Origin of the sequence: Citrobacter sp. RHBSTW-00570 (assembly GCF_013739755.1) — a bacterium.
Classification (GTDB): domain Bacteria; phylum Pseudomonadota; class Gammaproteobacteria; order Enterobacterales; family Enterobacteriaceae; genus Citrobacter; species Citrobacter braakii.
In genome coordinates, this window is the sequence record NZ_CP056399.1 from 324,872 (window position 1) to 344,316 (window position 19,445).

A 19,445-nucleotide genomic window follows, 5' to 3' on the forward strand; every position below is an offset into this window, starting at 1 on the left:
AGAACAATAACTGATGAATGACATCTGGTGGCAGACCCAGGGTTCGGGAAATTGCCATCTTGTGCTGCTGCACGGATGGGGACTGAATGCGCAAGTGTGGCATTGCATAAGCGAGGAATTGAGTTCGCATTTCACGCTGCATCTTGTCGACTTACCGGGATTTGGTCGCAGCCAGGGGTTCGGCGCAATGTCGCTGGAAGAGATGGCTGAGCGGGTAGTAAAACAGGCACCGGAGAAAGCCATCTGGCTTGGCTGGAGTCTGGGCGGGCTGGTCGCAAGCCAGGTGGCGTTAACCCATCCTGAACGTGTTCAGGCGCTGGTGACCGTGGCGTCTTCCCCTTGCTTTAGCGCGCGCGACGAGTGGCCGGGTATCAAGCCAGAAGTGCTGGCAGGTTTCCAGCAGCAGTTGAGCGAAGATTTCCAGCGTACGGTGGAACGTTTTCTGGCGTTGCAGACGATGGGCACGGACACCGCGCGTCAGGATGCGCGAGCACTGAAGAAAACAGTGCTGGCGTTACCCATGCCGAATGTCGAGGTGCTCAATGGCGGACTGGAGATCCTGAAAACGGTCGATCTGCGTGAGCCTCTGTGTGCTGTGGACATGCCTTTTCTGCGGTTGTACGGCTATCTCGATGGACTGGTTCCGCGCAAAGTGGTCCCAATGCTCGATGCCCTGTGGCCGCATAGCGAGTCGTTGATATTTGCTAAAGCGGCGCATGCACCGTTTATCTCGCATCCTGCAGAGTTCTGTGCGGCGCTGGTGGCGTTAAAAAAACGCCTATAAATCTGTTGTGTTGCCCGGTAGAGCCGCGCTTACCGGGCTTGAGATTAATGGCTGCGTGTAGCCAGATCCTCAGCGGTCAGGCCGGTAATTCTGAAGATGGTCAGCGGGTCGATACCATCAGCCTGCAGGGTTGATGCAATACGTAAAGCTTCCTCTCGTTTACCTTGTTGCAAGCCCGTTTGTAACCCCTCTTGTAACCCTTTCATATGACCTTCCTGAAGACCATTAAGATGCCCTTCTTGTCGTAATCTTTCGGCGATAGTCATCAACTTTTCCTTATGTTGGGGTAAACGTTCGGCGACCTCATGAAGAAACTCGGTAAAATGTGTGGTGTCCCCGACCTGCATTAGATAATTAAACAAGGCTTTCAACTGGCTGTCATTAGCGTGTCCTTTAATAATCAGGATGGCCAGTTTTTCTACCAGCCCCATCAAATCGCGTTTACGAATATGTTTTTGGATGAGTTCCAACAGCGCCATCCGGCGATGCTGCATGATCTCGTCATCGGGAACCACGGTGATATCGATCAGTGGAAACGCTGAGGTATAAAGTTGTCTGGCGGCCTTTGGGTCGTCAAATTCGTCCAGCCAGCAGAGTGAGTAGGGGTATGGGCTTGCCGCGCCATGATAAAAAAACATGGGTATCACCAGCGGGAGTTTCTTGTGACCTGCAGCCAAATGACGATGCATGACCGCAATGGCATAACGCATCAGCCGAAATGCCATATGGGCATCGGCGGTGCTCTGATGCTCAATGATGGTGTAAATATAGCCATCGCCTTCGCGGGTTTTTAATGACCACAGCACATCGGAATAGTACGCGCGCAAATCGTCCTCAATAAAGCTGCCCGATTCCAGTTGTAGCGTGTTCAGATCGCACAGTTTTTGCAAAGAGGCTGGAAGATGGAGCCGAATAAAGTCGCGTGCGGTAGCAGGGTGGTTTAAGAACGTTTTAAAAATCGCGTCATGCGGCGTAGCAGTCGTGTCAGTATTCATGGCGATCCGTCACCTGAGAAACAAGATGACGAGACTCTACTTCCCTGGTCGCCAGTAATCATTCACGAGTTGATAACGATGCGCGACAGGCTGGAGGATAGATCTGCTTTGCTGAAACAGAGACATCTTTGTGGAATCCATTACGCAAAAAGCCGGATATCAGCATAAACGCTTTATCCGGACAGGACGTTTGCAGTCATTTTTAGACCGGAAGCGTAGCGCCATCCGGCATCGAACTAGCGCAAAGCCCACCACTCGCGCAGGCAGGCTTTACCTTCCGGACAACTCTTGCAGCTTCCGGAAAGACACCCGTCGGCATCGTCCTGAATCCGCACCGCTTTACCCATCTTTTCTAACTGATTCAGCATGGCGTCAATCATGGGCTGCGGGGTGTGCAGCGTGTGGCTAATTTGAGTTGCCTCCATGCGTCCCCGCAAAGCCAATAAATCACGAACCTGAATAAGCGATGCCATTGTCGATAACCTTAGTGGCAGTCGCCAGTGGTGCTGGAACAACAGGAGCTTGCCGTCCTGTTGGTCGCCAGCAGTGCGAGATCCACGCGACTGCGAGCTCGACGCAGCAGGCCCAGCAATACAATGTTAAACAGGATGACAGCTAAAATGCACACCAGGCTGTAGGTCGGGTGCTCTTTGTAGCTGACCGCCTGATAAAACAGCGTCGACAGAGAGTAGGCGATGTTCAGGCCCCACAGAATCGAGAAGCCCATCCAGCCACGGCTGGATTCACGTGCAATAGCGCCCATTACCGAAATACACGGCACATACAGCAGCACGAAAATCAGGTAGCTGTAAGCGGCGGCAGCGCTGCCAAATTTTTCGCCCATCACGCCCATTGCACCCGTAGCCATTTCACCGTCGCCCTTGCTGGCTTCAATAGGGTTAGCCAGTACGCTCAGGCTGAAGGTGTCTTTCAGGCTTTGCCAGGTCTCATCTACCGCGCCGAGCAGCTCGTCACCGAGGTGGAAATCTGCCGGGTTGAACTCTTCTTCCTGAATGTTTTCTGCGGTATAGAGCGTGTTCAGCGTACCGACAACCACTTCTTTCGCCATCGCGCCGGTGAACAGACCTACGGTTGCCTGCCAGTTATCTTCGTGAACGCCAATCGGCTTGAAGACCGGCGTGATTACGCGGCTGACGGAAGCCAGAGCAGAGTCGTTGATGTTGTCGACGATTTTTCCGCTCAGCGAGAAACTGTTAAACGCGCTGAGGAAAATGCTGACGATGATGATGACTTTACCCGCACGCAGAACGAAGCCTTTCAGGCGTTGCCAGGTCTGAATAATCAGACTCTTAATGTGCGGCACGTGGTACACCGGTAGCTCCATCACGAACGGCGTTGCTTCGCCACGCATGATGGTGTGTTTGAGCATCAGACCGGTCAATACCGCCATAACGATACCCAGTACGTACAGTGAGAAGACCGCCAGCGCACCGTTCTGACCAAAGAACGCTGCGGCAAAGACGGCGAAAATCGCCAGGCGAGCGCCACAAGACATAAACGGCGCCATCATGATGGTCATCAGACGTTCACGCGGGGCGTCCAGCGTACGTGCGCCCATCACTGACGGTACGTTACAGCCAAAGCCGACGATCAGCGGGACAAACGATTTGCCCGGCAGTCCCAGCGCCTGCATCAGACGGTCCATTACAAACGCGGCGCGCGCCATGTAACCGGAGTCTTCAAGGAAGGAGAGGAACAGGTACATCATGCCGATTTGCGGTACCAGTGGCAGCACGGTGTTAATCCCGCCGCCAAGACCTTGCGCCAAAAAGATAGTGAGCCAGTCCGGGAAGTGCAGCGTGTAGCCAACCCACTGAATCCCATGGATAAAGAGCGCTACGGAGCCGACGTCAAACAACGGTTGCAGCGCGCCGCCAATGTTGATGGCGAGCAGGAACATCAGGTACATCACGAACAGGAAAATCGGCAGCCCGAGGAAGCGGTTGAGGACGATTTTATCTACTGCGGTGGTGAAGCGGCTTGGCTCTGCCGTCAGGGTGTTGCTGACGGTATCGCAGATAGCTGCAATGCACTGATAGCGCGCATCGGCGATATGCAGTGCCGGATCGTCCATTGTCTCGCTCAGACGTGCAATGGCGGCATCAAGGTTTTGCGCGGCATCCCCCGCGTAGGCCCGGCTGTAGATATCGCCTTCCAGCATCTGCAGGCCCAGCCAGCGGCGCTGTTTTAACGGCATATCTTTGGCCATCGCATCGGCGAGGGAATCCGCTTCCTGCAGCAGCGGTTGGGCATAATGAACCAGCTCGACGGTGTCGTTTTCTTTGTAGCGATCGATCGCCAGTTTCAGCGCTTCAATGCCGCGGGCGCGGGTGGATACCAGCGGAACCACCGGGCAGCCAAGGCGAGCGGAGAGGGCATCGATATCAATACGGATTTGCTGCTTCTCGGCAATATCCAGCATATTCAACGCGACGATGCAGGGGATGCCCAGCTCAAGCAGTTGCAACGTCAGGTAGAGGTTGCGTTCAAGGTTTGAAGCATCGACCACGTTGATCAAGAGATCCGCGTCGCCGCTTAAAATATAGTGACAGGCGATCTGCTCATCGAGAGAGGTCTGGGATGAGATTGTCGTCAGAGAATAGGTGCCGGGTAAATCAACCAGCGTGACCTGGTGGTCCGTCGTTGCGAAATGACCTTCTTTACGCTCAACGGTAACGCCAGCCCAGTTGCCTACACGCTGGCGTGCGCCGGTAAGCTGGTTGAATAAAGTAGTCTTGCCGGAATTAGGATTGCCAATTAAACCAATGGTTAGTTTTTTCATTTTTATAGACTCACTGTATTAACAGGAAACCGCTTCCACTTCTAATAACGCCAGATCTTTCTTACGCAATACCAGACTTACGCGACGCGTTTCGATATGGATAGGATCGCCGAGTGGGGCGACGCGTACCACGTTGAAAGAGGAGCCGGGTAGCATGCCAAGTGACAACAGTTTCTGACGATAAGCCGGGCTGATTTCACGGGCAAAACCGGTAATTTTCCACGCACTGTCAGGAGTGAATTGCATAGGGACCTACTTATATCTCGCTAACTGGATGATTACCTCATGGGGCGGCAAGGCGGCATGAGGCCAGATGATTAGCCAACGTAAGGAAAGAGTAAATAATCAACAGATCAATGATAATGAGAATGGTTTCTATCATCAATAGAATAAATGTGACGGAATGTACAATTGGATAATAATTTGCGCCAATTTTGATATTCCTCAATATTTATTCTGGTTGGGAACGAATGATTCGCGGAAATAATTAGTGAGGATCTTAATGTTTAATTAAGGTTTCATCTGTTAATGAAGTGATAAATATATGGCGGTAGAAAGCGGGAAAGAGACTAAATATGCCGGATGGCGACGCTCACGCGTGTTATCCGGCTTACAAATTAATTGCGACAAGTTAGCCGGATAAGGAGGTTACCCCCCATCCGGCACAAAAGTCACACTAGCGTTTTTTACCCATTGCCGCCGCCAGCGCATCCATCATGGCGCTGTTACCCGCAGGCTGTGCGTCACGACCACGAGGTTTCGCGGCTTTTGGCGCCGGGCGATTGCTTTGAGTGCGATCGTTATTCCCGCCGCCGCGACGCGCATTGGTTTCACCCGGCTGCTCGTCCAGACGCATGGTCAGTGCGATACGCTTACGTTGCAGGTCAACTTCCAGCACTTTCACCTTCACAATGTCGCCCGCTTTCACCACGGTGTGTGGATCTTCGACGAACTTATTCGACAATGAAGAGATATGCACCAGACCATCCTGATGAACGCCAATATCAACAAACGCGCCGAAGTTCGTGACGTTAGTGACTGCCCCTTCCAGAATCATTCCCGGCAGCAGATCGTTCATGGTTTCTACGCCATCAGCAAACTGCGCGGTTTTAAATTCAGGACGCGGGTCGCGGCCCGGTTTTTCCAGCTCTTTGATGATGTCGGTGACGGTCGGCACCCCGAAGCGTTCGTCGGTAAAATCGGCTGCTTTCAGATTGCGTAGTTCGTTGCTGTTGCCCATCAGGTCACGCAGCGATTGCTCGGTTGCGGCCAGAATGCGTTCCACAATCGGATAAGCTTCCGGGTGAACGGTAGAAGCATCCAGTGGGTTATCGCCATGGTTGATACGCAGGAAGCCCGCGCACTGTTCAAAGGCTTTTGGCCCCAGGCGGCTAACTTTTAGCAGTTGCTGACGGTTCTGAAACTGACCGTTCTCATCGCGCCAGGCGACGATGTTTTGCGCCATCATGCGCGTCAGGCCGGCAACGCGGGTCAGTAGCGGCACGGAGGCGGTATTCAGATCGACACCGACGGCGTTCACGCAGTCTTCCACCACCGCATCCAGCTTACGCGCCAGCTGCGTCTGGCTAACATCGTGCTGATACTGGCCCACGCCGATAGATTTCGGATCGATTTTCACCAGCTCCGCCAGCGGATCCTGCAAACGACGGGCGATAGACACCGCGCCACGCAGCGAAACATCGAGATCCGGGAACTCCAGCGCCGCCAGCTCGGAAGCAGAGTAAACCGATGCCCCGGCTTCGCTGACGATCACCTTCTGCGCGGTCACTTTCGGGAATTGTTTCTGTACGTCGAGGAAGAAACGCTCGGTTTCGCGCGACGCCGTGCCGTTACCAATCGCGACCAGCTCAACGTTGTATTTTTCACACAACGCCGCCACGGCAACGGCGGCTTTGGCTGCCTGGCCGGTATGCGGATAAATAGTGTCGGTCGCGACCAGCTTGCCGGTACCATCAACCACTGCCACTTTTACACCGGTACGCAGACCCGGATCGAGACCCATTGTGGCGCGCAGCCCGGCCGGAGCGGCCATCAGCAGGTCATGCAGGTTACGGGCAAAGACGTTGATCGCTTCATCTTCCGCACGTTCACGCACGGTACCCATCAGCTCAGTTTCAAGGTGCATCAGCACTTTGATGCGCCACGTCCAGCTAACAACGCCTTTACGCCAGCTGTCAGCGGGGGCGTTGTTCAGGCGCAGTCCCAGGTGATCCTGGATAATCTGCTCGCCGTGGCTCTCTTTTGGCGGCTCATCGAATTGCGGATCGGCATTTAGTGAAAGCTGCAACACGCCTTCGTTACGACCACGGAACATGGCCAGCGCACGGTGGGATGGAACGGTAGAAATAGGTTCGTGGTGATCGAAGTAATCGCGGAACTTAGCGCCTTCCTCTTCTTTGCCACTAACCACGGCGGCAACCAGATGGGCGTTTTTCCACAAATAATCACGCACTTTTGCCAGCAGCGCAGCGTCTTCGGCGAAGCGCTCCATCAGAATGTAGCGTGCGCCATCGAGGGCGGCTTTGGTATCGGCCACGCCGTTTTCGGCGTTGAGATATTTTGCGGCTTCGGTTTCCGGGTCATGGGACGGTTCGTTCCACAGCAGATCTGCCAGCGGCTCCAGTCCGGCCTCAATGGCTATCTGCCCACGGGTGCGGCGCTTAGGTTTGTACGGCAGATAGAGATCTTCGAGTTCGGTCTTACTTAACGTGCCGTTGATCGCGTTCGCCAGATCGTCGGTCAGTTTGCCTTGCTCGCCGATAGATTTCAGGATTGCCTGACGGCGGTCTTCCAGTTCACGCAGATATCCCAGACGGGTCTCCAGATTACGCAGTTGCGTATCGTCCAGACCGCCGGTGATTTCCTTACGATAACGTGCGATAAACGGCACGGTGTTCCCTTCGTCAAGCAGGCGAACGGCAGCTTCTACCTGTTCAGCACGAGCCTGAATTTCACCTGCGATAATGCGGCAGAAAGAATCATTCATCATGGATAGCTTCGTCTATAGGATAAAAAATCAGGGGATAGTTATACGGATTGACTGGCAAAAATGCCAGTCATCTACCGGGGCTTCGGATTGTTCCGGTCTCACTTAACATATTCAATTTCGTTCACGTACCAGCTGGCTTCACCACCAGGGGTGTTGACTATCGCGAGATCGCCGACCTCTTTTTTCAGCAGCGCCCGCGCCATCGGTGAGTCGATAGAAATGTAATCTTTACGACCGAAGATCTCATCGTAGCCGACAATACGGAATTTACGGATGTCGCCATCGTCATTTTCAATCTCGACCCACGCGCCAAAGAAGACTTTGCCCTCTTGCTGCGGGGAGTAATCGACGATTTTCAAATTCTCCATGCACTTGGTCAAATAACGGACACGGCGGTCGATCTCACGCAGACGCTTTTTATTATACTGGTAGTCGGCATTTTCGCTGCGGTCACCCAGACTTGCGGCCCAGGTAACCTTTTTAGTGACTTCCGGGCGCTCTTCACGCCAGAGGTAATTCAGCTCTTGTTTGAGTTTTTCATACCCTTCGCGGGTTATCAGGGGCGTTTTCATCTTATTGTTTTACCTTCGACTCTGTGATGATGCGCACAATTAGTATTACGCGAGCATATCAACAGAATAAATAATGTATTGCGAGAAACATTGTATACTTAAGCTGCTGTTTAATATGCTTTGTAACAATTTAGCCTGGAATTCATACCAGAATTCGCTGGTGACTCACGTTAGCTTTCTTAAGAATATACACTTAATTGTTGCGAACCTTTGGGAGTAATAACAATGCAAGAGAACTATAAGATTCTGGTGGTCGATGACGACATGCGCTTGCGTGCGCTTCTGGAGCGTTATCTGACCGAGCAGGGCTTCCAGGTTCGAAGCGTCGCTAACGCTGAGCAGATGGATCGTCTGCTGACCCGTGAGTCCTTTCACCTGATGGTGCTGGATTTAATGCTGCCGGGAGAAGATGGCCTGTCTATTTGCCGTCGCCTGCGCAGTCAAAGCAACCCGATGCCGATCATTATGGTCACGGCGAAGGGTGAAGAAGTCGATCGTATCGTTGGGCTGGAAATCGGCGCTGACGATTACATTCCGAAACCGTTTAACCCGCGAGAACTGCTGGCCCGTATTCGCGCTGTACTGCGTCGTCAGGCGAACGAACTGCCGGGCGCGCCTTCTCAGGAAGAAGCGGTCATTGCTTTTGGTAAGTTTAAACTGAACCTCGGTACGCGTGAAATGTTCCGTGAAGATGAGCCAATGCCGCTCACCAGCGGGGAATTTGCGGTACTGAAAGCGCTGGTAAGCCACCCGCGCGAGCCGCTGTCCCGCGATAAGCTGATGAACCTGGCCCGTGGTCGTGAATATTCGGCGATGGAGCGTTCTATCGATGTCCAGATTTCTCGTCTGCGCCGTATGGTGGAAGAGGACCCGGCGCATCCGCGCTACATTCAGACCGTGTGGGGTCTCGGCTACGTCTTTGTTCCGGACGGTTCTAAAGCATGAGGCGAATGCGCTTCTCGCCACGAAGTTCGTTTGCCCGCACGTTATTGCTCATCGTCACCTTGCTGTTTGCCAGCCTGGTGACGACTTACCTGGTAGTGCTGAACTTCGCGATACTGCCGAGCCTCCAGCAGTTTAATAAGGTCCTGGCCTACGAAGTTCGTATGCTGATGACCGATAAACTGCAGCTGGAGGACGGTACGCAACTGGTGGTGCCGCCCGCATTCCGCCGGGAAATTTATCGTGAGCTGGGTATTTCCCTCTATTCCAACGAGGCCGCTGAAGAAGCTGGGCTGCGTTGGGCGCAACACTATGAATTCTTAAGCCATCAGATGGCGCAGCAACTGGGCGGTCCGACGGAAGTCCGCGTTGAGGTGAACAAAAGCTCGCCGGTCGTATGGCTGAAAACCTGGCTGTCGCCCAATATCTGGGTACGCGTGCCGCTGACGGAGATCCATCAGGGCGATTTCTCACCGCTGTTCCGCTACACGCTGGCGATTATGCTGTTGGCTATCGGTGGCGCGTGGCTGTTTATCCGTATCCAGAACCGACCGCTGGTGGATCTTGAACATGCAGCGCTGCAGGTGGGAAAAGGTATCATTCCGCCGCCGTTGCGTGAGTATGGCGCTTCAGAGGTGCGCTCTGTTACCCGTGCCTTTAACCATATGGCCGCGGGGGTGAAGCAACTGGCCGATGACCGTACGCTGTTAATGGCGGGCGTGAGCCACGATTTACGTACTCCGCTGACGCGTATTCGTCTGGCGACCGAAATGATGGGCGAAGAGGATGGTTATCTCGCGGAATCCATCAATAAGGACATCGAAGAGTGTAATGCCATTATCGAGCAGTTCATCGATTATCTGCGTACCGGTCAGGAGATGCCGATGGAGATGGCGGATCTGAACTCGGTGTTAGGCGAAGTGGTCGCAGCGGAAAGCGGCTATGAACGTGAAATCGAAACTGCGCTGCTGCCGGGCAGCATTCAGGTGAAAATGCACCCGCTGTCGATCAAGCGTGCGGTTGCCAATATGGTGGTTAACGCCGCCCGTTACGGCAACGGCTGGATTAAGGTCAGCAGCGGTACGGAGACGCATCGCGCCTGGTTCCAGGTAGAAGATGATGGTCCGGGCATCAAGCCGGAGCAGCGTAAACACCTGTTCCAGCCGTTTGTCCGCGGCGACAGCGCGCGTAGTACCAGCGGCACGGGCCTGGGTCTGGCGATTGTGCAGCGTATTATCGATAACCATAACGGTATGCTGGAAATTGGCACCAGTGAACGAGGAGGGTTGTCGATCCGCGCCTGGCTTCCGGTTCCCTTCACTCGCGCGCAGGGCATCACGAAAGACGCATAAGAAAGGGAGGCGAAATGCCTCCCTTTTTGTTGCTGTAGGCCGGATAAGGCGAAACCGCCATCCGGCACTCTTCGTTACAGCTTCGGTCCGGCGCTAACCAGCGCTTCACCCGCAGGGGTATCGGTGTATTTCTCGAAGTTCTCGATAAACAGTTTCGCCAGTGCGTTGGCTTTTTCCTGCCACTGCTCCGGAGAAGCATAGGTATTACGCGGATCGAGAATGCGAGTATCTACGCCAGGCAGCTCGGTTGGGATAGCCAGGTCAAACATCGGCAGACGGAACGTTTCTGCGTCATCCAGCGAACCGTTCAGGATAGCGTCGATAATCGCGCGAGTATCTTTGATAGAGATACGCTTGCCGGTACCGTTCCAGCCGGTGTTAACCAGATATGCCTGCGCACCTGCCGCCTGCATACGTTTCACCAGTACTTCTGCGTACTGCGTTGGGTGCAGTGACAGGAATGCTGCGCCAAAGCAGGCTGAGAAGGTTGGGGTTGGTTCGGTGACGCCACGTTCGGTACCGGCCAGTTTGGCGGTGAAGCCAGACAGGAAGTGGTACTGGGTTTGGTCTGCCGTCAGACGAGAGACCGGCGGCAGCACGCCAAACGCGTCGGCGGTCAGGAAGATCACTTTGGTGGCGTGACCCGCTTTTGACACCGGCTTAACGATGTTATCGATGTGATAAATCGGGTAGGACACGCGGGTGTTTTCGGTTTTGGAACCGTCGTCGAAGTCGATGGAACCATCTGCGCGCACGGTGACGTTTTCCAGCAGCGCGTCACGACGGATTGCGTTGTAGATTTCCGGCTCGGCATCTTTAGACAGTTTGATGGTCTTCGCGTAGCAACCGCCTTCAAAGTTAAACACGCCGTCGTCATCCCAGCCGTGTTCGTCATCGCCAATCAGGCGGCGTTTCGGATCGGTGGACAGCGTTGTTTTACCCGTACCGGACAGGCCAAAGAAGACTGCCACATCACCTTTTTCCCCGACGTTTGCCGAGCAGTGCATGGAGGCAATGCCTTTCAGCGGCAGCAGGTAGTTCATTACGGAGAACATACCTTTCTTCATTTCGCCGCCGTACCAGGTGCCACCAATCAACTGGATACGCTCAGTCAGATTGAAAGCCACGAAGTTTTCGGAGTTCAGACCCTGCTCTTTCCACTGCGGGTTAGTGCATTTAGCGCCGTTCATCACGATGAAATCAGGTTTGAAATCAACCAGCTCTTCGTCGCTTGGGCGGATGAACATGTTTTTAACAAAATGCGCCTGCCAGGCTACTTCGGTAATGAAGCGTACGGAAAGGCGGGTATCGGCGTTAGCGCCGCAGAATGCATCAATGATAAACAGACGCTTGCCGGAAAGCTGCTGGGTGACTAATCCTTTCAGATGCTGCCAGGTTTCCGGGGAGAGCGGTTTGTTGTCGTTCTTACCTTTACCTTTGTCGGACCACCAGAGCGTGTCGCGCGTGGTGTCGTCACGGACAATATACTTATCCTTTGGCGAACGTCCGGTAAAGATACCGGTATCAACGGCAACGGCGCCCAGGTTTGTTAACACGCCACGCTCATAACCTTCCAGGTTTGGATCAAGTTCCTCCTGGAAAAGCGTGTCGTAGTCTGGATTGTAAACGATATCCTGAACGTCATTGATACCATAAGCCTTGAGATCTTGCGGGGTTAAACTGTTGTTCACACGCATTTCACTGCTCCTTAGCCAATATGTATTACCTGGAATAGTAAGGTTTTTTAGGGATTGCTAACCGCGACAAGGCTCATAGATTTACGCATCCGGGAAAATCACGGATAACCGAATGCGCTGCGACTCCTGTCACAAAGAGGCGGATATTATGGCAGGAAACCCTTTTTTGTTGTGGAAAATGTTCTTAAAACGTTAATAGAGAGTGTTTTTGGCGGGGAACTTGTGAGTGTAATCGCATTCACGTAAGAAAATAACGTAACTCATACATAAACAATATCGATTCACTTCCCGCCGCAGTGGTCCGGGATCGGCCTATCAATGCTCAAAATTGTGAAGTTGATGCGATAATTACCTTTTCTCTTCATTCTGGGTGACGACATGGATAGTGTTGAACTTTCACGTACTACTCGCTGGGGCATGATATCTATCGGCCTGTTACAGGGGATATTGTGCTACCTGCTGATGACATATCTGGTGCCGCATAATGACGGCTGGCTGTTCTATGGCATGCCCGCGACAATTGCTCTCTCCTCGGCGCTTTTACTCACCGTTGTCTCTTTCAAACAACGTGCGCTGTGGTACTGGATGGCGCTGATCTTTGTTGTCGTGCTGGCGATGAGCGTCTGGCTAAAGTGGCAAGTCGAGGACAGCGATAAGTGGCGGCAAAATGATATTTTTATGTTGTACGGCTGGCGCTTACTGCTGATGGCGATGCTGGCATTGCCATGGATTCAGTACTCGCTCCACGCATCCCGCCAGCAGGCGCGCTATGCGCAGTTTTATACGAGTTTGTGGCTTAATGCGCTGACGTTACTGATTGTCTTTGTCGCCAACGGTCTGTTCTGGATGGTGCTCCTGCTATGGAGCGAGATGTTTAAGCTCGTTGGTATTACCTTCTTCGACACGCTTTTCTTTGATACCGACTGGTTTGGCTACGTGGCCTTTGGCCTGGTTACCGCACTGGCGGTGGTACTGACCCGCACGCAGTCGCGTCTGGTTGCGGCGGTCCAAAAGTTACTGACTTTGATCGCCACCGGTCTGTTACCCCTGGTCGCGCTGCTGGCGCTGATGTTTGTGCTGACCTTGCCCTTCACCGGCCTGGAGGCTATCTCGCAGCGGGTATCTGCGGCTGGGTTGATGTCAACGCTGGCGCTGCTCCTGCTGTTGTTGATGGCTATCGTTCGCGAGCCGCAGAAAGAGGCGCTTCCCTATCCAGCCGCGTTACGCTACCTGATCAAATGCGCCCTGGTTGTCGCGCCCATCTATATGCTGATTGCCGGTTGGTCACTGTGGGTGCGAATTCAACAGTACGGTTGGACGCCCGAGCGTTTATATGGCGTGCTGGTGGTCTGTGTGCTGCTGCTCTGGTCGTTTGGCTATCTGGCGAGTATTTTACGCCGTGGGCGCAATTCGCTTGAGCTTCAGGGGAAGGTGATTCTTTGCGTGTCGTTGCTGGCGTTGGGGCTGTTGATTTTGCTGTCGTCGCCGGTTATTGATGCCTGGCGCATCAGCGTCAACAGCCATATGGGGCTGTATCATAGCGGCAAAATTAAGCCGGATCAGGTCAGCCTGTATATGTTGGGTAATAGCGGAAAACCGGGACGTGCGGCGTTGGAGGCATTACAAAAAGATGCGGCGTTTAACCAAGACAGTAAGCGTCGGCGCGACTTAAATTCTCTGCTGCAAGGACGTCGCGATCCCATGCAGAACCTGACTATCACTCAACTAGCGCCGAAAGTGATGATAGCTCCGGGTAGCAGGCAACCCGATGAGACCTTCTGGGCGTTTGTCAAAGGGCAGAGCTACCGCATTACATCCTGCGTTGAGCAGGATGCATGCGTCCTGGTCGATCAGGACCTCAATGCTGATGGTAAGCCTGAGCAGGTGCTGTATGCTTTTGGCGATGGTGAGAGTCTGGTCTTTGCCAGGAAAGAGGATAAATGGGAACTCATCGCATCAGGTCAGCTACCTGCAGGATTCAATAAGGATAAACTGCTGCAGGCGGTGGCGAATCATCAACTGAATTCAGCCCCCAGAGTTTGGCGTGATATCACCATTGATGGCACCCGATTGCCGATGAATTATTACAACGAGTGAGCGTGTTGCAGATAGCGTTTTGATGGATGGCGGTGCGAACGCCTATCCGGTCGACGATTGTGGGCCGGATAGGCAGTGGTGATTAATGTACCTGCGGGTCCGCCGGGGAAGCGTTGCTACGGATCTCAGCAATGTCCATGGCATTAAACAGATAGTGGCTCCCGCAGTAATCGCAGTGCATATCGATCTCGCCTTCTTCCGCCAGAATGCTGTCCACTTCTTCGTCCGGCAGCGTTTTCAGTGCGCCAGCGCAGCGTTCGCGTGAACAGGTGCATTTGAACTCAACGTCCTGCGGATCGTAGAGAGTAACCTCTTCTTCGTGGTACAAGCGCCACAGCACTTCGTTGGCCGGGAGCGTTAACAGCTCTTCGGTTTTGATGGTTTCGGTCAGGGCTGTCAGGTGATCGAAATCATCTGCCTGCGCGTTTTGCGCCGGCATTACCTGCAGAAGCATCCCGCCAGCAGCGGGTTTGCCATCGACGTCGCCAGTACGGATAAACAGACGTGTCGGCAGTTGTTCAGAACGCATGAAGTAATCTTCCAGACATGCGGCCAGCGTGTCGCCTTCCAGACCAACCACGCCCTGATAGCGCTCGCCTTCTTCTGGGGTAATGGTGATCACCAGGTAGCCGTTGCCTACCAGCGTTTTGAGATCAGCTCCTTCAGGGATATCGCCCTGCATACGGGCCACGCCGCGCATCTGCTGATTGTTGTTGCCGTTAATGACGGCCAGGCTCAGCGGACCATCGCCCTGCAGCTGTACGGTGATATCACCGGCAAACTTCAGCGTGGCGGTGAGCAGGCTGGTGGCGACCAGCAGTTCAGCCAGCACGTTCTTGACCGGCTGCGGGTAAGTATGATTTTCGAGGATCTGTTGCAGGGTTTCCGAAACGGTCACCAGCTCGCCGCGCACGGCAAAGTTTTCAAACAGATAACGATGTAATTGGTCATGTTGCGGCATAATCATCTCTCTTGCAGGTGACAGTCACTCGCTGTCGCCATGTTTAAATCGTAACAGGTCGCGGCGCTCTTTCTTGTCCGGTCGCCTGTCCGGGTGCGGCATGGTTAACGCGTTAAGTTTACGCGCCAGCGCCACTTTTTCGCGTTTTTCTACGCTTTCCGCGGTTTCTTCATACAGCGTAACGGCTTCCGTGGCCGGGCGACGCTGCTCGGTAATAGCCTTGATAATGACCGTTCGCTCGTCATTTCCCTGGCGCAGGGTGAGGGTGGCGTTCAGCTCGACAATCTTGCTCGGTTTGCTGCGCTGGCCGTTGTAATGCACCTTACCGCCTTCAACCATTTCGCGGGCTAGCGCACGCGTTTTGTAAAAGCGTGCAGCCCACAGCCATTTATCCAGCCTGACATCAGCAGAGGGCTTTTCTTTCATGGCGTCTCCTTCACATCAGTGAGGGGATCAGTCGGCGGTAGTCATTCAGTGACGGATGGCGTGCGTACTGTTTTTCCGCGATGCCTGAGTCGGGATTGGTCACGCCGAGGCAGTAACGAATACCGTACAGAGCAGCGGCGTCGAGAATGGGTTCGCTGTCATCAATAAACAGCGTCTTCTCTGCACTCATTCCCGTTTCTTCAGCCACAGCGTGCCATAACCGCTGATCCTCTTTGGGATAACCAAATGTGTGGGTGGAAAGTAATAAATCAAGGTGTGAGGCCAGACCGGTATGCTCCAGCTTCACCGCCAGGTTATGGGGATGCGCGTTGGTGAGCAAAATACGGCGCTTGCCGCTGGCTTTTAAGGCATCAAGAAACGGTACGGTATCTTCACGCAAAACGGCGCGCGGTCCCTGTTCCGTTGTCATGGCGCAAATATCAAGATCCAGGCATTCGCTCCAGTAATCCAGGCAGTACCAGTTTAGCGTATGCTGCACGGCATGATACTGCTGACGAATATAGTCCTGGGCTTCCTGGGGAGAGATACCCTGTTTCGCGCCATAGGTTTCCGGCACCAGTTTTTGCCAGAAATAGTTATCGAATGCCAGGTCGAGCAGCGTGCCGTCCATATCTAACAACACGGTATCGACATCCTGCCAGGCAATATTGATCTGCATGGAAACTCCCCAGAAGAAAACATGATGCGCGACAGGGTAGCATATCCTGTCGCGCGAGCGTGTTATCGAATCAGGCTTTCGGGGTTGTCAATCAGCGTTGGATTCAGGCAACTTTCGTAGTAGCTCTGAATTTCCGTGATGCGGGAGCGGTGACGCTGGTAGCGTCTGAAAGCCTGTATGCTGTTGTAGACAGCGCATCCGAGCATGGAGAACATCAGCAGCGTTGTGCCAAGGTAACGCCATAATCCTGAACGATCCGGGATACGGTGCAGGCCAATGTGCTGGGTGCCATTGGCGTCAGTCGAAATATTGGTGACGATCCCCTCCGCGCGAAACGGCGTCTGCATCAGCATCTGCGCCAGGCGCAGGAAGGCGTTCCACTGTTCCTGTGGGGGATAGTCATATAGCGAGGTTGTCGGCCACGGCTGATCGACCAGATCGCTGCCTTCGTCGCTGATAATCAGGAAACCGCCAGGGGCTGGGCTATTCAGCGTCTGGGCCGCTCGCGCAGTCTCGCGTGAAATAAACGGCGCCGTAGAGGTATTCACCAGATTATCCAACGACTCCGCGCTTACCGGACGCAGCAGCACGTTCACACCATCCAGTTTGCCTGCGTTCGCCCGTTTCACCAGCGCCGTCCAGTCTTTACTGTTACCAAGGTTAACCAGTGCATTTTTTAAACGTACACATTCATCTTTGGCCGCGCACAGATCGGCCGTTTTCAGGACAATCTCGCCAAAATCGTCCAGTAACACCATTCCGGACTTTTGGATTGCCGAGCGTAACGATGCGCTGACGCGAGAGTCATCATCCGCTTTGGGGTGCAGTTGGCGGTTCACCGCCTGCGTGAGCGCGGTGGCTTTATTCACCAGATCGGACTCAGGCAGCGGTAATGCGCGCGCATCATTCCAGATAATTTGCGTGCAATCGAAAGGCATAAACGGCGCGGAAGGCTGCGCATTCCAGCTCCCTTGGGTATGAATGTTACACATACCCGTACCGCTCAGATGCAGCGTGTCACCCACGCGAACGCCCGCGTTTTCAAGCTGTTTAACGCTGGTGGCTTCGATAGTTTGCGCGCCCTTCATCCAGGAAAGCGTAAGCTTTATCGGCATATCCAGCGGGATCCAAAACAGCAGCATCAGCAGCACCAGCAACGAGCCGCCCGCGATGACGGCGTTGCGCAGCCAGTGCTGTAACGGGAAGTTTTTGACTTCGTCATGCAGCGATAAAAAACGCCCCTGGCGTACAACGTGGCGATCGAGATAAATATCAATATCCGTTTGCTGGCCAAGATCTTGTGCGATGTAAGGCTGCCAGTGCGGTGGATAAATCAGATCAATAATACCTAGCGAGATATTATTAATTTGCTCCTGGTCGTTTTCGCCAAACAGCCCCCAGCGACGCGGCGTACCGCGCAGACAATGAATTTCCCGCAGGGCGGTTTTAGACGGTGGGGCAAACAGCCCCCACAGACCCGCAGCCAGTAGCAGCACCGCGCCACCAACTGTCCACGGAACAAACGTATCCGGGATTATCAAACAGAAAAAGAACAGCAGGAACGATGCGGCAATCAGTAACGCCTCGCGCAATCCCGATGGGCGGCTGAGCGCATATTCTTCATGGGTTTCCTGACGAATATTCAGCAGTTCAATCTGCTCGCTTTCTTCACCGCGAATGGACGCCTGAGTAGAGGCGGTGTGCTGTAACGCATAGCCACGCGCTTCCTGCATATATTCCTGCAGCGTATGGCCGTTCAGGGAGATAACCAGCGGTATCGTATTGGTGTGGATTAGCTCAACGCTGTTTTCGTCATTGATGTATTGTTCCCAGAAAGGGGGAAGATGTACCTCAACGGAATCAAGATAGTAACGCCATTTGTTAGGATCGTCGGTAGTAATGCCGTAACGTGTAATCGCGTGCGTAAGTACGATGACGCTATTACTTTGGGCATTCAGCGTTAATGACACCGGCGCGGAGCTGGCGCCCGTTGGACCAGGTACCTGTTGAATTTGACTAAGGCTTTCGAGATAGTTTTCGACTGCACTGCGCTCTTCAGGCGTGAGTTTACGCTTCGAGGCGTCTGAGAAGACGTTGCTCAAGGGTAAATTTTTCCGTCTGGATTTCGTTCTGAGTAGCCATCCTGCAAGCAATGAGCAGGCCAGCAAAGCAGCTAAAAAAATCAGAATGGTGCTCATGCTTTCCCCATCTTACTTAGTCTGTCAGGCGTGGTCAGTCGCACCCTGTTCAATATTCGTGATTATGTGGTTGGCTATCGGCAAGTGTGGAGTCGAACTTGAGCATCTTTAAGTACAGCCCAGTAAATGCGAATCATAGCAAAATCACTAAAAATGGAATATCAGCAAATTCCTGGAGTTATTTCAACCTATTGACTTTTAATTTGAAATAGGGATTAACTTTTAGTACGTTACATAAATGTAAATAAACGGCAATTCACATTGCCGAAACCGTGCGGTATATCGCACAATAACCCCAGATTTCACAGCAAAGATCCTCACAATGAGCAAATCATTACAGAAACCCACGATTTTGAAAGTGGAAACCGTCGCCCAATCCCGGCTGTTTAAAGTCGAAAGCGTGGAGCTTGAGTTCAGCAATGGCGTACGCCGCGTTTATGAACGTATGCGCCCGTCCACGCGTGAAGCGGTAATGATTGTGCCGATTGTGGACGACCACCTGATCCTCATCCGCGAATACGCGGTCGGGACCGAATCTTACGAACTGGGTTTTTCCAAGGGGTTAATCGATCCTGGCGAAAGCGTGTATGAAGCGGCGAATCGGGAGCTGAAAGAAGAGGTGGGGTTTGGCGCAAAAGATCTGACGTTTTTAAAGAAACTCAGCATGGCGCCGTCCTATTTCTCCAGCAAAATGAACATCGTGGTGGCGGAGGACTTATATCCTGAATCGCTGGAAGGTGATGAGCCTGAACCATTACCACAGGTGCGCTGGCCGCTGGCGCATATGATGGACCTGCTGAAAGATCCTGACTTTCACGAAGCGCGTAATGTGAGTGCGCTGTTCCTCGTGCGTGAATGGCTGAAAGGACAAGGGCGGCTTTAATTTCTCTTCACGAATAATAAAAAAGGCGCCGAAGCGCCTTTTTTTG

The 19,445-nt window shown here is 53.4% G+C and carries 16 protein-coding genes; 5 read left to right on the forward strand and 11 right to left on the reverse strand.

All coding sequences use genetic code 11. From position 1 onward, the window contains the following. Nucleotides 1-13: 13 nt before the first annotated feature. Nucleotides 14-784 (forward strand): pimeloyl-ACP methyl ester esterase BioH, encoded by a 771-nt coding sequence (gene bioH, locus HV237_RS01480; protein ID WP_016154806.1) that lies wholly within the window; start codon nucleotides 14-16, stop codon nucleotides 782-784. A 44-nt stretch (nucleotides 785-828) separates the two neighbouring features. Here the strand turns inward: bioH and HV237_RS01485 are convergent, their stop codons facing one another. From HV237_RS01485 to greB, 6 genes are all read right to left on the reverse strand, one after another. Next, on the reverse strand, nucleotides 829-1,779 hold the full coding sequence (locus HV237_RS01485) for an Rpn family recombination-promoting nuclease/putative transposase (RefSeq protein WP_047358170.1): 951 nt from the start codon (nucleotides 1,777-1,779) through the stop codon (nucleotides 829-831). Nucleotides 1,780-2,015: 236 nt separating this feature from the next. Continuing rightward, entirely contained in the window at nucleotides 2,016-2,252 is a 237-nt protein-coding gene (gene feoC, locus HV237_RS01490) for a [Fe-S]-dependent transcriptional repressor FeoC (RefSeq protein WP_047358169.1), read from the reverse strand. A gap of 11 nt (nucleotides 2,253-2,263) precedes the next feature. Further along, nucleotides 2,264-4,582 carry a Fe(2+) transporter permease subunit FeoB gene (gene feoB, locus HV237_RS01495; RefSeq protein WP_047358168.1) on the reverse strand — a complete coding sequence of 773 codons (2,319 nt, stop codon included), beginning with the start codon at nucleotides 4,580-4,582 and terminating at the stop codon, nucleotides 2,264-2,266. 18 nt (nucleotides 4,583-4,600) lie between these two features. Beyond that, nucleotides 4,601-4,828, reverse strand: a complete 228-nt coding sequence (feoA, locus tag HV237_RS01500) for a ferrous iron transporter A (protein ID WP_003023519.1) — start codon at nucleotides 4,826-4,828, stop codon at nucleotides 4,601-4,603. 430 nt (nucleotides 4,829-5,258) lie between these two features. After that, a complete protein-coding gene (locus HV237_RS01505) occupies nucleotides 5,259-7,592 on the reverse strand; it encodes a Tex family protein (RefSeq protein ID WP_016154803.1) in 2,334 nt (777 codons plus the stop codon). 98 nt (nucleotides 7,593-7,690) lie between these two features. Next, nucleotides 7,691-8,164 carry a transcription elongation factor GreB gene (greB, locus tag HV237_RS01510; RefSeq protein WP_016154802.1) on the reverse strand — a complete coding sequence of 158 codons (474 nt, stop codon included), beginning with the start codon at nucleotides 8,162-8,164 and terminating at the stop codon, nucleotides 7,691-7,693. Nucleotides 8,165-8,389: 225 nt separating this feature from the next. Between greB and ompR the strand changes: the two genes are divergently transcribed. Together ompR and envZ are read left to right on the forward strand one after the other, a co-directional pair. Further along, entirely contained in the window at nucleotides 8,390-9,109 is a 720-nt protein-coding gene (gene ompR, locus HV237_RS01515) for a two-component system response regulator OmpR (RefSeq protein ID WP_001157751.1), read from the forward strand. Continuing rightward, entirely contained in the window at nucleotides 9,106-10,458 is a 1,353-nt protein-coding gene (gene envZ, locus HV237_RS01520) for a two-component system sensor histidine kinase EnvZ (RefSeq protein ID WP_029139732.1), read from the forward strand. The genes ompR and envZ overlap by 4 nt, the downstream gene beginning before the upstream one ends. A gap of 74 nt (nucleotides 10,459-10,532) precedes the next feature. Here the strand turns inward: envZ and pckA are convergent, their stop codons facing one another. Next, nucleotides 10,533-12,155, reverse strand: a complete 1,623-nt coding sequence (gene pckA, locus HV237_RS01525) for a phosphoenolpyruvate carboxykinase (ATP) (protein ID WP_016154801.1) — start codon at nucleotides 12,153-12,155, stop codon at nucleotides 10,533-10,535. A gap of 378 nt (nucleotides 12,156-12,533) precedes the next feature. On the opposite strand from pckA, the gene HV237_RS01530 reads away from it, so the two are divergent. Continuing rightward, entirely contained in the window at nucleotides 12,534-14,252 is a 1,719-nt protein-coding gene (locus tag HV237_RS01530; protein ID WP_047358167.1) for a DUF4153 domain-containing protein, read from the forward strand. A gap of 82 nt (nucleotides 14,253-14,334) precedes the next feature. Here HV237_RS01530 and hslO read toward each other — a convergent pair whose 3' ends face one another. The 4 genes from hslO to igaA all read right to left on the reverse strand — a co-directional run bounded on the left by hslO (nucleotide 14,335) and on the right by igaA (nucleotide 18,516). Then, entirely contained in the window at nucleotides 14,335-15,213 is an 879-nt protein-coding gene (hslO, locus tag HV237_RS01535; RefSeq protein WP_016157640.1) for an Hsp33 family molecular chaperone HslO, read from the reverse strand. 24 nt (nucleotides 15,214-15,237) lie between these two features. After that, nucleotides 15,238-15,639, reverse strand: a complete 402-nt coding sequence (gene hslR / locus HV237_RS01540; protein WP_016154798.1) for a ribosome-associated heat shock protein Hsp15 — start codon at nucleotides 15,637-15,639, stop codon at nucleotides 15,238-15,240. Between the two features lie 10 nt (nucleotides 15,640-15,649). Next, a complete protein-coding gene (yrfG, locus tag HV237_RS01545; protein WP_016157638.1) occupies nucleotides 15,650-16,318 on the reverse strand; it encodes a GMP/IMP nucleotidase in 669 nt (222 codons plus the stop codon). Between the two features lie 62 nt (nucleotides 16,319-16,380). Continuing rightward, the gene (igaA, locus tag HV237_RS01550) at nucleotides 16,381-18,516 is read right to left on the reverse strand and encodes an intracellular growth attenuator protein IgaA (protein WP_047358166.1); all 2,136 of its coding nucleotides are present in this window, start codon (nucleotides 18,514-18,516) and stop codon (nucleotides 16,381-16,383) included. 322 nt (nucleotides 18,517-18,838) lie between these two features. On the opposite strand from igaA, the gene nudE reads away from it, so the two are divergent. After that, entirely contained in the window at nucleotides 18,839-19,399 is a 561-nt protein-coding gene (nudE, locus tag HV237_RS01555) for an ADP compounds hydrolase NudE (protein WP_047358165.1), read from the forward strand. The last annotated feature ends 46 nt before the right edge of the window (nucleotides 19,400-19,445 follow it).